Origin of the sequence: Janthinobacterium sp. HH102, assembly GCF_001758625.2 — a bacterium.
Classification (GTDB): domain Bacteria; phylum Pseudomonadota; class Gammaproteobacteria; order Burkholderiales; family Burkholderiaceae_D; genus Janthinobacterium.
This window is the reverse complement of sequence record NZ_CP062063.1, coordinates 90,654-103,810: the sequence shown is the minus strand read 5'-3', so window position 1 is coordinate 103,810 and position 13,157 is coordinate 90,654. Positions and strand designations below refer to the sequence as shown.

13 protein-coding genes are annotated in these 13,157 nt (G+C 53.8%); all 13 read left to right on the top strand.

Translation table 11 applies throughout. From position 1 onward, the window contains the following. Nucleotides 1-110: 110 nt before the first annotated feature. The 13 genes from JAB4_RS29240 (at nt 111) to JAB4_RS29180 (ending at nt 13,150) form a co-directional block, all read left to right on the top strand. On the top strand, nt 111-536 hold the full coding sequence (locus tag JAB4_RS29240) for a hypothetical protein (protein ID WP_139143879.1): 426 nt from the start codon (nt 111-113) through the stop codon (nt 534-536). Then, on the top strand, nt 533-1,081 hold the full coding sequence (locus tag JAB4_RS29235; protein ID WP_070225088.1) for a hypothetical protein: 549 nt from the start codon (nt 533-535) through the stop codon (nt 1,079-1,081). Before JAB4_RS29240 ends, JAB4_RS29235 begins: the two co-directional genes overlap by 4 nt. A gap of 3 nt (nt 1,082-1,084) precedes the next feature. After that, nucleotides 1,085-1,672, top strand: coding sequence for a lytic transglycosylase domain-containing protein (locus tag JAB4_RS29230; protein ID WP_139143878.1), 588 nt, complete (start codon nt 1,085-1,087; stop codon nt 1,670-1,672). After that, nucleotides 1,672-3,036, top strand: a complete 1,365-nt coding sequence (locus JAB4_RS29225; protein ID WP_070225089.1) for a hypothetical protein — start codon at nt 1,672-1,674, stop codon at nt 3,034-3,036. The genes JAB4_RS29230 and JAB4_RS29225 overlap by 1 nt, the downstream gene beginning before the upstream one ends. Further along, nucleotides 3,036-4,106 carry a thioredoxin fold domain-containing protein gene (locus tag JAB4_RS29220; RefSeq protein ID WP_139143877.1) on the top strand — a complete coding sequence of 357 codons (1,071 nt, stop codon included), beginning with the start codon at nt 3,036-3,038 and terminating at the stop codon, nt 4,104-4,106. The genes JAB4_RS29225 and JAB4_RS29220 overlap by 1 nt, the downstream gene beginning before the upstream one ends. Next, entirely contained in the window at nt 4,103-4,840 is a 738-nt protein-coding gene (locus JAB4_RS29215; protein ID WP_070308547.1) for a hypothetical protein, read from the top strand. Before JAB4_RS29220 ends, JAB4_RS29215 begins: the two co-directional genes overlap by 4 nt. Continuing rightward, entirely contained in the window at nt 4,837-7,911 is a 3,075-nt protein-coding gene (locus JAB4_RS29210) for a TraM recognition domain-containing protein (RefSeq protein WP_070225092.1), read from the top strand. The genes JAB4_RS29215 and JAB4_RS29210 overlap by 4 nt, the downstream gene beginning before the upstream one ends. Nucleotides 7,912-7,922: 11 nt before the next feature. Beyond that, a complete protein-coding gene (locus JAB4_RS29205) occupies nt 7,923-9,275 on the top strand; it encodes a hypothetical protein (protein ID WP_070225093.1) in 1,353 nt (450 codons plus the stop codon). 64 nt (nt 9,276-9,339) lie between these two features. Further along, nucleotides 9,340-9,951 (top strand): hypothetical protein, encoded by a 612-nt coding sequence (locus JAB4_RS29200; RefSeq protein ID WP_139143876.1) that lies wholly within the window; start codon nt 9,340-9,342, stop codon nt 9,949-9,951. Then, on the top strand, nt 9,944-10,588 hold the full coding sequence (locus tag JAB4_RS29195; protein WP_139143875.1) for a hypothetical protein: 645 nt from the start codon (nt 9,944-9,946) through the stop codon (nt 10,586-10,588). The genes JAB4_RS29200 and JAB4_RS29195 overlap by 8 nt, the downstream gene beginning before the upstream one ends. Before the next feature lie 118 nt (nt 10,589-10,706). Then, entirely contained in the window at nt 10,707-11,396 is a 690-nt protein-coding gene (locus JAB4_RS29190) for an EAL domain-containing protein (protein WP_175444831.1), read from the top strand. Between the two features lie 517 nt (nt 11,397-11,913). Further along, the gene (locus tag JAB4_RS29185; protein WP_139143874.1) at nt 11,914-12,522 is read left to right on the top strand and encodes a hypothetical protein; all 609 of its coding nucleotides are present in this window, start codon (nt 11,914-11,916) and stop codon (nt 12,520-12,522) included. Nucleotide 12,523: 1 nt separating this feature from the next. After that, nucleotides 12,524-13,150 carry a hypothetical protein gene (locus JAB4_RS29180; protein WP_070225097.1) on the top strand — a complete coding sequence of 209 codons (627 nt, stop codon included), beginning with the start codon at nt 12,524-12,526 and terminating at the stop codon, nt 13,148-13,150. The last annotated feature ends 7 nt before the right edge of the window (nt 13,151-13,157 follow it).

Here is a 13,157-nt window from a genome sequence, read left to right as displayed (position 1 = left end):
TGTTTTGAATTAATATTTCAACCCCTAATCGCTTTCCATAAATGCTTTCCACGATGACCCAAAATCCAATTTCGATGTCAGCCGCTGTCGTTGCACGGCCTGATCCGGTCATGAATGTGATCAATAGCATGTCAGAGCCGCATGTCGTGGCACTGCTGGGGTCTCGCCAGTTCGAGGTCATTTATCAGGCACCGTATCGTGGAACTGACGAGGAGGTGCTTAGCATCCTGAGTCATTGCGAGGTGCTTATCCAACAACTATCCAATGCGCCGGTCAATGACCGCCTGACATTGGCCGTGGGTGTAATTGATGCTTGCTTGATCGATAACCTACATGCCCAGGAGGTTCGAGCTTTGATCAAAGCGATCGTTAAGAAGGATGTTGGACTACTCAACCACATGCCTTGTACCAAGGCGATGCTTGCCAGGGTGCTACGTGCAGTTGGGTTGTCCAGCCTTTTGGCGCCGGCAAAAATTCGACGGATTACCCAGGATGTCAGGCAGTATCAACAGCAATTCGGGGGGGGCCTGGAATGAATATTCGTGATGCCGCCCGCAAGGTTGGAAAGGGGATTATCTGGGCGATCCTCCCAGTGTATGCGTGGCGAAAACTGATCAGCACTAAGGATTCCGTTTCTCGTATAGCCGACATGGCGCGTCGTGGCAATACTCCGCGAGCAGAAGATATGCACGGGCTTGAGCTCGAACGTTATGAGCTGGAGCAAAAGGGGCGGGAAATCGTACTCGGCTTGGAAGAGCACGAACGTTTTGAGTACATGGCGGGCCAGCTAGGCTTTACCGATGACGTGATAGCCGAAAAGATGCGAGCCCTGGGGCGTGCGCATGCAATCCGGTTTTGCCTTTTGATTTTTACCCTTGTCATTACGATCGGCTTGACTTACCGGTTTGGATTCCGCCCATTCGTTTTTGGAAGTGCGGCCACACTTTACCTGAGCGCCACTTGTGTCAAGACAGCATGCCTTTACACCCAGTTGGAAGAGCGCGCGCTGTGGAGCTTTGGGCAGCTCATTGGTCGAGCGAAAATGTGGATCTGGCGTCGTTCTTTTTGGTTCCTGGACTAAGCCATGGTCGTGATAGAAAACACACCACCGCTGCCACCTATGCCGGCTATACGTATGCCCGCGCCTGGCTACGCCATTCCTGAGAGCGCTGATGAACGAATTGCACGCGCACTGGTGACGCCCGAGTCTCGCGATGAGCAGACTTCCCAGCTAACTGAACGAGCAGGTCAGTATCAGGTGCAGGTGCCTGACCGGATACCTCCCCACTGCATCGTGGGCACTGCGCGAACATACAACTTGAACCCTTTGTTGCTGCTATCAATTTTGAAAGTAGAGAGCAATGGGCGAACCGGAATCATCAGCAGAAATACGAACGGGTCTGATGATCTCGGCCCATCCCAGTTTAATACGGACAGCTGGGCGAAGGTGCTGACTGTAAAGTACAAAATCCCGCGCGAAGCACTTATCCACGATATGTGTCAGGCCGTACGCGCGCTTGGTTTTGCGCTGCGTACCGAGATAAATCAAGCTGGTGGAGACCTCTGGAAGGGCATCGGAAACTACCACTCTCGAACCCCCAAGCACCATATCAAATACATCGGCTTAGTTTTCGGCGCCTACAAGCAAATGACCGTGAAAGGGAAGTTCTAATGGCGCGTAACTCGCAAACCCCCAATGCCGATGTCTCCGGAATATTTATCATCCCACTGCTCATATGTGCAGTATTTGTCATTCTATGGTTCGCCATGGGTGAAAGCCTGTTCTATGGGGCTGGGAAGATGGCGTATCACATGCTTTGGCCGCTCGACAAGATTGATGCTGTCCATGCCTACCGACTGCAGATCATGCAGGATGTGGTGCGGCCGCCATCAGTCGGCAAATTCTATGAGTGGACCAGCAACGCTTGGCGAATCCCAGCACTGATCATGGCTGCAATCGCTTTCAGAATGGCATGGTCAGCGGCAAAACATCCAATTGGAAAAAAGAAGGGTGGATTACGCGGTCGTCTGAGTGTCGATGCACTGTTGCGTTACCAGGCACAGATCCATTCCGCGATCGCACCTATTGTCCCGATTGCAAAGGAACTCCATAAGAACGAAGACCCACGTTTCCATGAAGCTTGGCATCCCGATGAAGTTGTAAAGCTTTTTGGCTTGGCCAAAGAAAATGGAGATCTCGACCAAGAGAAGGCTGAACATTATCTCTTGACGCAGTTGGGTACCCGCGTCTATCGACCAGGTATCGACAAGTCTGACACAATTTTCGCCGACCGTTTAAATAACTGGGAGAAGGCAATATTTGCACTACTGGCGCCGGCAGCTGTACATGGTAAGGAAGGGCTTGCCGAGTTCAGAGACCTTCTGGATAAGCTGAATTACTCAGCGGTGAACGCCACTCAGACGCCAGATTTGCGTTTGGCAAATGAACAGTATCGAAAGTATCGTGCTCACCCTCTCCTCAATAATCTCTGGCGCTCGCATCACTTTTCAGTGACCTACCTTATGCAGGTATACAAGCTGTGTAAGCGGGCCGGAAAGGTTACCACCGCGGAGTTCGTTGGCTGGCTTCGTCCCAATGCTAATTCACTATACGCAGCCCTCAACAGTGTTGGGCGTCAGCGCGCAGCTTTTACCGAGTGCGCCGGCGCTCATGAGCATTGGGAACATGAGCAGAAGTGCCAAAGGCAGAACAGAATATCGATTCTCCCTGTGGTGGTGGCTTCTCTCAAAAGCTTTGAGGACGAATACAACTTCTGGCGTTCAGCGAACCCCGGAGAAACCCTAGAGACGTTATGGGGCCGTATGACCCAGGAGCAGGCACGCTTGGACACTGAGTTATTTCGCGAGCACGTGGTGGACTTGCTTGGCTCGGCAATGAATGGAGGACCCAAGCCAGGTGAGGAGACGGAATTCGATGCTGGCCAAGCCATCGCGCGGCGTGAGTTCGAGGATGCACAAATGACGAAACTAATGGCCGGCGCAAAGGCCGCATTCCCAAAAGATGAGGAGCAGTAATGAACGATATGGCTACTAAGCAAGCTGTTTTACACAGCACCCAACCAGGCGTACCAATGCATACGCATCCAGATGGTCGAGGAAGGTACCGCACTAGTATTTCATACAGCAACGGGATGGTGACACTTTCACTCCGATATGTAGAGCGCCCGTGGCTTCCTCATGTTCTGTTCGGTCGCGTGATTCAGACCAAGATGTGCCGTATCTCGGGTGACGACGTGCGGCAGATGAGCATGGTGAATGACGCCCAGGGACTTTGTTGTATCGTTGCGCGCTACGGTGGTGCTGAGGAGACCATCAGTATGCTTGGGAGCGAGTGGCCAATGTCAATGCGCGAAGCAGTCCGTACTGATATTGATAGTGCGTTGCATAAGACCTCACGTGGCCTCAGCTTCAAGTTGAATGGCCGAACAGCGATCCTGGCGGCCTTGCTCGTTGCATATGCTGTTATCCAGGGGCTGTCCGGCGTCAAGCAGCAGTATGGTGCGGAACCAGTTGAAAATCCGCTCAAAATATCAGCAACTTCTTCTGCCTTGACGCAACTCACTCCGATCGAAGCAGCGGGCATGTCGTCCGCAGCCATAGCGCAGGCGTCCGCAGAGGGGCAAGAGAATCCGATGCCCATCAAAGAAGCGTTGGGTCAGGCGTCGAAAATCACGGTACGAGCGGTTGGTGCAGGGGGAAAGAGTCTGATAGTTTGGTCCGACCCCTTATGCCCGAATTGCCGCGACCTCGAGCAAAAAATAATCCCTGTGCTACCGGCCAATGTGGGGGTAACTGTGATCCCCGTCTCATTTAAGCATGGATCGAGGCCACTGGTCGCCTATACAGCGTGCGCTCCTACTGCAAATGATGCTGCCGAGCGCTGGAAAAATTTGATGTCCCTGCAGCCCACTGACATGAATATCGCGGCGCAATGCGAGTACGGGGCCTCCTTCGCGGATTCCAACACCTCGTTGTTCGCTCGTGCAGGCCTTCGCGCGACCCCGACATTGATGAGATCGGATGGACAGGTATTCGCAGGTGATCCGCACTCGGCCGAGGAAATCGCAAGTTGGGTCGCTAAATGAGCATTAATAAGCTCTTTTCTGCCTCCTCTGGTTGGCTTGTGAACGTGGCGTCACGAACGCTCCGGCCTGCATATCTCCCAAGCGCATGTGCGCCGGAAGGCGCTAAGTTAAGCGCAGACCTGCTGCTGTCCTATCAAAGCGCTGTTGTAAAAGGGTACCAATCGATGAGGCAGTTGATGGAAGCCCCTTCGAAGAAGAGCGCAAAGAAATCACTTGGGACAGGCGATATTTCTGCAAACGTGCATGCCGTGGGCGTCAAATTTGACAAGGCTGTCGCGAGCCTCGATCCAGATGGGATCGCTAGCGAGATGATGCGGATGTTTTGCGTTGGTGTTCCCCATATGGATGACCTCGGTAACCAGCGCAGGGTTGCCATGATCTGGTCCGCGCTCTTAGCACCTGCTGTGGTTATGCGTGAAAAACATGGGCACACGATTACTGTGGAGGACGTGGTGGCCATGGCTGTTCGATGGGTCGCTGAAGGTACGACCAAGGCCGCGGAACTGGCGAGTAAATCCCGTGACACGCGCTTTATCAGCGCGCACCCTGCGCGCGTGTACGAGCTGCTTACTGACACCGCTATAGCGCACAAGATAGATCACATGAAGCTCGTGTCGAGTGTCGTCGATCCAATGATCTTGCCATTGGGACAGTATATCGGCGCCCGACAAGCTGCTGCAGGTGTGCAGGTTGACGCACTCAATGAAACCCTACATGAAGAGGGTAGCAAATGAAACACGGCCGCTATACGACGATTGAGGGGGGCCAAGAGGTTACTTCGCGGCAGATAATCGTGGATGTTCGGACGAACGCACAATTGTTCAAGGATTGGATGGTATATCCCACCAATTTTTGTAAAGTGATGGCTGGGTTGGGAATATTGTGCTTGATCTTTCCATTTGCGCTGCCTGTCCTCTTCTTCGCGATCCTTGCATTTGTCGACGAATACCAAAAGTCTTCACAATACCTGCCAATGCGCTATCCGGCGTGGAGCAAGGTCCCTGATCCTGGGCTACTCCATCCGGGTACTGACCAACCGATGCAGCCCACTGGCATCATGTATTTTGGCGTTATTGATGCGCAGGATCCATATGAGCGCGGCAAGCAAGTCTTCCTATCCGCTGATGATCTTACTCGGCATATGCTGGTGCTTGGAACGACGGGCTCCGGGAAGTCAGAATTTCTAAAAGGTATGACCTTTTGCGTTCTGTGCTGGGCGAGTGGGTTTTTCGTTGCGGACGCTAAAGCCGACAATAAATTGCCAACTGACATGTATTCTCAAGTTCGAATGTTCGCACGAGACTACGACTTCCTGGTGGTGAATTACCTTCTGGGTGGCCTGTCGCCTACTCAGATTGCCAACATGCGTGAGCGCCTCTCCAACGGACTTCAGCCAGCTACGGCGGCGGATGCTGACACCCTTGTTCAGATGACGTCGAACATTATGGTGAAGGCCTCGGGCGACTCGAAGACATGGCAGGACCGGGGGCTGAACTTGTTCCGGGGTATCTGTCGCGCGCTAACCCACAAACGTGATCTGGGCGAGCTGACTCTTTCAATCGAAACCATGCGTGAGTATCTGGCGTTGGATAAGATCGAAGAACTGTATGTTGAGGGATGGAAGCTTGCGAATGGAGGCGCCTGGCCGACGCCATTTCTGGGGGTTAAATCATACCTCGAGGTTGGGTTACCCGGCTTTCAGCTGCAAAACATGCTGCGCAAGCACGGCTGCTTACAAGAGGAGGCGGAGGATGAGGCTGCAGCACTTGGCCAGGCCTTCGGTCGCGCTCCTGCGCCGGCAAAGAAACCGCCGACGACCCAGACAAATGAGTGTTACAACCAACATGGCTACCGTGCGGACCAAGTCTATCCGGCGCTGTCGTTGTTGATCGACACTTACGGCCACATTTTTAAGCGAAAGCATCCGGAGGTTGATATGCAAGATGTGGTTGTCAATAATCGCATCTGTGTTTCCCTCATTCCTTCCCTGGAAAAGGGCGCGCAAGAGCAGGAAAGTCTGGGTAAGTTGAACCTGGCTCTCTTGCGCGTCATGATGGCAAGGGCATTGGGATCGTCGATCGAGGGCGATGTGTTTCAAAATGTCGACGCAAAAATTACTGCATCGGCGACCCCTTTTGCATTGTTTCTTGATGAATTTGCCTATCAATTCGCTGAGGGTATTGCGCTAACAGCGGCTCAAGCTCGCTCTCTCAATTTTTTCCTCTGCGCGCTGGCCCAGGATTTGGAGAAACTTACCGAGGGCGACCGTGCTGCTGAGGCCGGAGCCATGATGGCCAACCAGGCGACAAAATTCTTCATGAAAATCGTGGGGTCGGACAAAACCCACGATATGGCGCAAAAAACCCTCGGGGAAGCTGACGTAGCCGTCGTAGCAGGTTTTGATCGAGATACTGATTCGTTGTTTGGCGGCGTACGTCGCGATATAAATTACAAAATTGAAAAACGACCACGCATTGGGCGCAAGGTACTTGAAGAGCTTGCTTCCGGCTTCGCAACTTTTGCCTACCGTGAGCGCGCACATGTGATGCGAACGTTTTATCCATCGCCAGAGGTGCCTCGAGTTCGATATCCGCGACTGAACCGGTTTTTGCAGATACACGACCTGGGCGAGACTACGATGCTGACCAGTACCGTCGAGCTGGCGCCGAATGCAGATAAGTGGGTGATGGAAAAGATTCGTGGAATTTTGGAGGGCGGTACACCCCCGAGTTATCCCGAGCTTGTTACCAGCGACATTATCCAGAGCATTTCGCGGGCTGCGGCGGGTATGAATCCTCACACGCCACCGATTGAAAGGGGGATTGTGTTGTATCAAGCGGGTGTGCAGGCCTTACATAACGCTCGTGCTGGGGCGTCACTCTTAGGCGGCGGTTCGGGGGGGGGTAGTCGACCTCCAGTAACCCAGCCGGTCGGAGCATCGACGGATAACTCGATAGCTGGACAAACTGGCGGTCCGGCTGTGGTCCATGGGTCCGCTGGAATGTTTTCAGGTGGCGCCCTCGATCCGGCTGCCGAGGTGGCCGCCGAGTTGGATGCCATAAGTTCGGGGGCAAATGGCGATGATTTCGATCTGGCGGAGCTATCTGCCGAGCTCGAAGCCGACGTCGGTACTATGGCTTCCGGCATGGCGGACGTAGACGGTGAGGTTACGCTGATGGGATTCGATCCATTTGACGAAGTTATGCGCGTTTCGCCACCGATCATCCGTCGCCCGAAGGAGGATGTGTTCGGTGACGAAATGGGTAATCCCACGTTGCCTTCAGGTCCTGAGTCGGTGGAAGGGCTCCTGCAAGGTGTTATAGACAGCGAGGCGCCGGATTCCGAAAGCCATCACGATATCGAGTTGGGTGATCAGGACGAAGACATGCTCTTGGTGATGGACGTTGGGAATGAGCCAGATGTTGAGGTAGCCGTCGAGATTGAACCCTCCTTAGTTGCAACCACGTCTTCAGTCAACTTGGGTTCAGGTCCTACACTTCCACCTCAAGGCCCTGAGCAAATGCGCGCGGGCCTCGAAGCATTATCTCGTACGAAGGTTGAGGCTGAGTTGGTGGAGCGGATGGGGCCGGAGGTGATTGGTTTGAGAGACACGACTAAAGATGAACTGGTCGATTTGGAAGTCTCCCTTGGATCGACTCCAGAGCAGGCTGCCGATGCTGCTCAACGGACGGAGAAAGCCGTTGCTAAAGGCCTTTCGTTGTTGGATAGCAACAAAACGCAAACATCCTCAGCCGACATTGAGATCTTATTTTCTGAACTGGCCAATCTGGTCGAAAAATCTTAAGGGAGAAAACGATGTCCACCGCCACTCAAACCCGCACCGCGCAGCTGTTGAGCGCCAAACAGCTGCGTGAACAGCAAGAATCCAGCGGTCGAGAAGGTTTGTCCAATCTGCTGGCGGCCGTTCGTCGCATGATGGATTGGCTTTTAATGCCCTTTCGTATGATGGCTCGGGTATTATTTAGCCCTAAGCAGGCCGGTACTGAAAATCCGGCGGCCGAAAATGGAAACCCGGTGGTCCGAGCCGCCGGTTTCACGCCAGCTTCTAATGACGATGTATCGCTCAGTTCCCTGGTGCCCGCCGGCGCCACGGATCAAACTGAGCCCGAAATCACCGGCTTGATGAAGCAGATCGTGGATAACCCTAATGGGGGGCTCGATATCGAGGTTACAGGAGCACCGGATGAGCTTGATGCAGTCTTGCCAATGCTTTTGCGACATGTGGAACAAATCCTGAAAACTTATTTGCCTTCGGACGCAAAAGAGTCGGAAGTCGTATCCCATTTGGAGGCGCTTGCCGAGACGGCCGAGTGCTCCCGGCACGCCCATCGCCTTGTCTCGCGTGAGGTTGATGTTGCTATGAAGTCGGTGTTGGCAGATCCAAAGTATTTCGGCCTGAGCGCCGCAACGGTTCAAGGCATGCTCCGATCTGCGGCCAAGTCGCCGGATCTGGTGGCATCCTTTGGCGAGGGATCGGCTGAGCAGCGCTTGCTGTCGCGTTTGACAGTTCGCGACAAGATCGAGGCGGATTTTATGCTTCAGACGCAGCAGATGGCAGTAGTGCTCTCTCCAATTGCAGGTCGGGTAAAATCGAACGCTGATCTGCAAGGGCGTGCGAAGGAGTTGATGGACGGTGCAATGAAGGCAGCCGCCGCTACGCGTTCGAAGTTTCAGGTGAGGCAACTCACGCAAGGGGCACCGCGCGTGCTGCCTGAAACTTTGCCACCGTTGTTAGAAGCGTTCGACCGTGCCCTTGGAAACTTGGTTGCAATTCGTATGGAAGAGTCGGGCGTAAAAGAACCTGCCCAGAAGGCGGATGTCGTAGACGGTCCAGCGGTACCGTCAACGCTGCAGGCCGAGCCGTTGCCATCTTTGGCTCATGGAAAGATGCCTCCGGTCTCGCTAGAAAAGATTGACCCGAAAATTGGTAATGCACCGAGCGTTCCAACGTCACAAGTTGCAGTTGCGACAGCACCAAGATCTGCTGCTGCAGTGAAAGTGGCAGCAGCTGCAGTTCAGTCGGTACGTTCAGGTGGAATGTTTGGCAGTTCCCAGGTTATACAGAGGACTGCGGCTGAATTGGCCGAGGAAGATGTTGTTGACGAAGTATTTGGGATGGATGAAGGCGAAAATCTCGTCAGCGGTTAATACAAAGTGGCGCAGTCTATATAGAATAGACTGTGTCAATATAAATAAAACAATAGGAATGTGGATGGTCCGAGTAAAAGCAGTTTCAGAGCCAATCGCGCCACGGGCGCGGGCAATACACCCGGCATTTGAGGGGCGGGCATTAACTGGGTATGACGTGGCAACCTGGCAAATGCGCGAAAACCTCACCAACTGGGATGCTTCGTTCGCGCTGGGTTTCACATCTTATCAGGCATTGCTCACCTTCCTGAAAAAAAATCAGCAAAGTCCAGTGGATGAGCCACGCGATTTGTTAATTCGATTGTATATGCTCGAACCGTCTTTCCCAAGCCACTTTCGACCGCCGAATATGCAAGACTTGGTCGATCTACTTTTCGGCCTAAGTGATCAAGATTCAGCATATGCTGCTGAGCGCAGGAAAAAATGCGCTTCACTGCTGGCGAAATTGCTTGGAAAGAATAGGGGGTCGGGATACCGTTGGTTGCGGGCGGCCGAAAATGCTGAGGTATCGGTCGGCACGCCTACACGACGTCTTTCTTCCAAAGTGTTCTCGATGAATCCAGATACGGCTCGCGCTAATTTTTGGCGTGCAGCGCGCGCTATGGCAATGGGCCGCGGTTTTGATATGGACGAGATTCTAACGTTCCTCGACGAGAATGGGGTGAAAATTGACTAAGTCCATGTGCCTGACGACGCCAGTTGTTGCGGAGAATGATGCGACGATGCTGGCGCCAATTGCGAATTGGATGCAGCTAATTGGCACTCATCCAGACCTGCTCTATGGATTTCATGGTAGCACATCGTCGAAACAGCCGTTTCTTTCGGCTGCATTCGATGCGGCTGATAAAAGTGGTGAGCTCACCAGAAGGGAGTTGACGTTTTACCTTATAGATTTGACTTATCGGGCACCCGAGCCAGGCGAGTCACAAACTCTCTATGGCCAGCTTCCTCCGCATTTGCTCGATAAAACTCCTTTTATCGTATCTCGCCGGCTGTCCACAGAAAGTTCATACGATCTAGGGCAAATGTGGCTTGAGGAAGCTCGAGAAATGGTTGGGGTAAGGAAAATTAAATCGTCAAGCGTCAATTGGGCCCAAGCTTCGTCCTATATGCTGGAATTTCCTGAGGTAGCGGCTGCTATATTCAAACGGCTGCCATTATTGCGCTGCATGTTAATGCCTATGCGCATGACAAAGATGCCCGCTGGAGCAGATGTTTGTTGGGTCGGCGTCGCTCCAAAATCGGCCGCGATAGATGTAAAAGCTGACGTACGATATAAGCCTGAGGTAAAAGTCGATCTTACTTTCGCATGAATGGCTCTATTTTCCCGAAGAATGAGCGTGTTCAACAGGTCGACCTTCTGCAGCCGAGAATGGATAAACAATGATGCATTTGTGTGACGTAGAAAACGCTGTGGAGGGACCGGGAATAATGCGCGAGGACTTCGTGTGCTTTGAACTCCAGGCAATCGTGGATACGCAGAATTTATCTGTTTATGGATACGAGTTTCTCTTCCGTGGCCAGGATCGCCCGTTGACGCCCGAAGCATGGAGAGACGTCGATGAGGGTGTACTTCGTTATCTGGCACATGCGGATGCTGGTGCAGGAAAGCCTTGCTTTGTAAACCTGTCCCATGGGTCGGTTTTGGCGATTCCTGAGCCAGTATTTGCTGCTGCCTGTGCGCGGAATGTTGTAAGGTTCGAAATGAGCGAAGAACCGGCGGATGGCATGTTGTTTGACCGTGTTTGCGAAAAAGTGAACTACCTCACGAGTCAGGGTATGCAGTTCGCAATTGATGACTTTGGCGCCGGACTGGACGGAAGCCGGCGCCTTTATGCACTGGACCGGGTCGCCGCGGTGAAGGTTGACCGCGGGCTTCTCATTACTGCTGCTGCCCGCCCATTGGCGGCACGGATGTTGGAGGCTGCTGTGTCGAGCTGGAAGTGTGCCGGGATTCGGACTGTGGCTGAGGGTGTTGAATCGGCAGAGCTGCTGTCGTTTGCTCAACGCCTAGGTTTTGATTTGGTTCAAGGGTGGCATGTTGATCAGATTGCTCCAAGTATGAAGACTTTTATTCAACGCTCTTTTTTTAATCATAATTGTTCTGTTTTATGTGCATAAAACGCGGTTGTGCAACCACGTTACCTTCCGTGCAGTAAAACAGAACCTGATCCGAAATTAACAGTTACCTGGAGGGCTTATGCCTGTACCACTTTCAGCCGACCCTAACGTCCTCGGGCGTTTGGCGGTTAAGACCGCGCCGCGGTTAGCAACCATGTTGATGGCGTCGCACCACAGCGGCGTTCCTTTGTCCGGCACCCCGCATCGTGCGGGAGCGTCGCCGGCGGCCTCAATAGTCCTGACCCCAACGAATCCCTTGGCACGGTGGGGGGATGGTGCCGTAAAGGCTGTTGAAACCGCAAGAGAAAGCAAGGTGTCCAATGCACTGCCAGAAGCGTCTCCTGCTCACTTGGCGAGTACGGCGCGTACCCCTGTAACTGCGATCGCGGATCTGTACAAGCGACTGCTTGGTGAAGGGAGCGCAGATTCGCGCCCGCGTAGCCAGGTAGAGCAAGCCGAGTCTGCGAAGCCGGCGGAGGCCGGGCGTACTGCACCAGCCCTAGCTGACGCAGATAAGGTGAAATCGGACCGCACTGCTGAGCTTGTCGCATTGACCGCGTTGGTGGTCAGCGTTGCATATGGTGATCAGTTTGCCCACTCCAGCAATGCGGGCAGCTTCGACGTCACCGTTTTCCGGAACTTGTCGGCCGCGGCCAACGTTATCGCGCCGGGTCAGACCATTTCGTCTTTGGACCCTGTTCGCAAGCGCGCTGTGCTGACGGCCGGCCTGCAGAGCTCGAATGGCGAGTTCCTGGGGCAGATGAAGGACGCAGGTTCGACAAGTAGTTCTTTGCGATCTGCGTCGAAGTTGGTACCTGATGGTGGCAAGGCCGCATCCCAATTTTGTGAAGGCGGCAAGTTCAGTGAGGCGTTGTTTTTGAAAAAGGTGGCTGGATCCCTTGGGCCCGTCGCTCAAGTCGCAGGCGCCACGCCGGTTGGTGCAAAAGCGATGCTACTCATGGCGGCCGCTGAGAAGGCCCAAGAGCTGTTGCCTGAGCTCAAACAATTGGGTCGCAGTGGAGTGGGTCCGGGAGTTCAAGCAAGAGTATTACGCTCCCTCACCGATCGAATGAATGGCCCGGGCCAGTCTCCATCAGACGAACCAGCCGCACCAGGAGTTCGTTAAAATGAATAAAGAAACTGATGACTACGACCTGGATCTGGGGGCCCTTCACGAGATGTTGAACGAACAACTACGTGACGATGCGCAAAGCGTGTTCCGCGAGATGAATTCGCCGGCAGTACATCGCGTCCGAGCTGAAATCGCTGAACCCGCATCTTACCGGTTGTTGGCACTGCGGTCCGCGCGCATGAGTAGCTCACGACAGTTGATGCAACAGCGGATGTTGGCAGTGGCCGAGCAGAGGCTCCCTCTGGAGCAGTTAAGCCAACGACGTGCCCTGGTAACGGAAGTCGCGCGCGCTCTTGAAGCATGTATTCGTGTTCTCGAATCAACGGATATGCCAGAGACAACCGCCCTGGTGGCTGAGAACGTCGAGGCTATGAGCCATAGCATCGGTACGATGGCAACACTTCTGGCCGGGCCATATCCGCCACTTGGCACCCAGTTGGCGGCGGCGTCCCTGCAAGCTACCGAAATCGGCGCAAACGTCGACAACATCGCCGCCGAAATGCGTAAGGCCTACGAGCAGGTGCGTGCTGAGTTGGCACAGACTGGCCCTCGTATTGACAGCGTCGTCCCGGTGCGCCGAAGCGAAAGCGAAACACCTGCAACTACAGCGCAAATGGCATAGTCGGAAA

Bases quoted from the DNA above. Each gene is read 5' to 3' on its own strand.
- JAB4_RS29200 (WP_139143876.1), top strand. From the start codon at position 9,340: ATGGTCCGAGTAAAAGCAGTTTCAGAGCCAATCGCGCCACGGGCGCGG.
- JAB4_RS29225 (WP_070225089.1), top strand. From the start codon at position 1,672: ATGGCGCGTAACTCGCAAACCCCCAATGCCGATGTCTCCGGAATATTT.
- JAB4_RS29220 (WP_139143877.1), top strand. From the start codon at position 3,036: ATGAACGATATGGCTACTAAGCAAGCTGTTTTACACAGCACCCAACCA.
- JAB4_RS29210 (WP_070225092.1), top strand. From the start codon at position 4,837: ATGAAACACGGCCGCTATACGACGATTGAGGGGGGCCAAGAGGTTACT.
- JAB4_RS29235 (WP_070225088.1), top strand. From the start codon at position 533: ATGAATATTCGTGATGCCGCCCGCAAGGTTGGAAAGGGGATTATCTGG.
- JAB4_RS29230 (WP_139143878.1), top strand. From the start codon at position 1,085: ATGGTCGTGATAGAAAACACACCACCGCTGCCACCTATGCCGGCTATA.
- JAB4_RS29180 (WP_070225097.1), top strand. From the start codon at position 12,524: ATGAATAAAGAAACTGATGACTACGACCTGGATCTGGGGGCCCTTCAC.
- JAB4_RS29205 (WP_070225093.1), top strand. From the start codon at position 7,923: ATGTCCACCGCCACTCAAACCCGCACCGCGCAGCTGTTGAGCGCCAAA.
- JAB4_RS29215 (WP_070308547.1), top strand. From the start codon at position 4,103: ATGAGCATTAATAAGCTCTTTTCTGCCTCCTCTGGTTGGCTTGTGAAC.
- JAB4_RS29190 (WP_175444831.1), top strand. From the start codon at position 10,707: ATGCGCGAGGACTTCGTGTGCTTTGAACTCCAGGCAATCGTGGATACG.
- JAB4_RS29240 (WP_139143879.1), top strand. From the start codon at position 111: ATGAATGTGATCAATAGCATGTCAGAGCCGCATGTCGTGGCACTGCTG.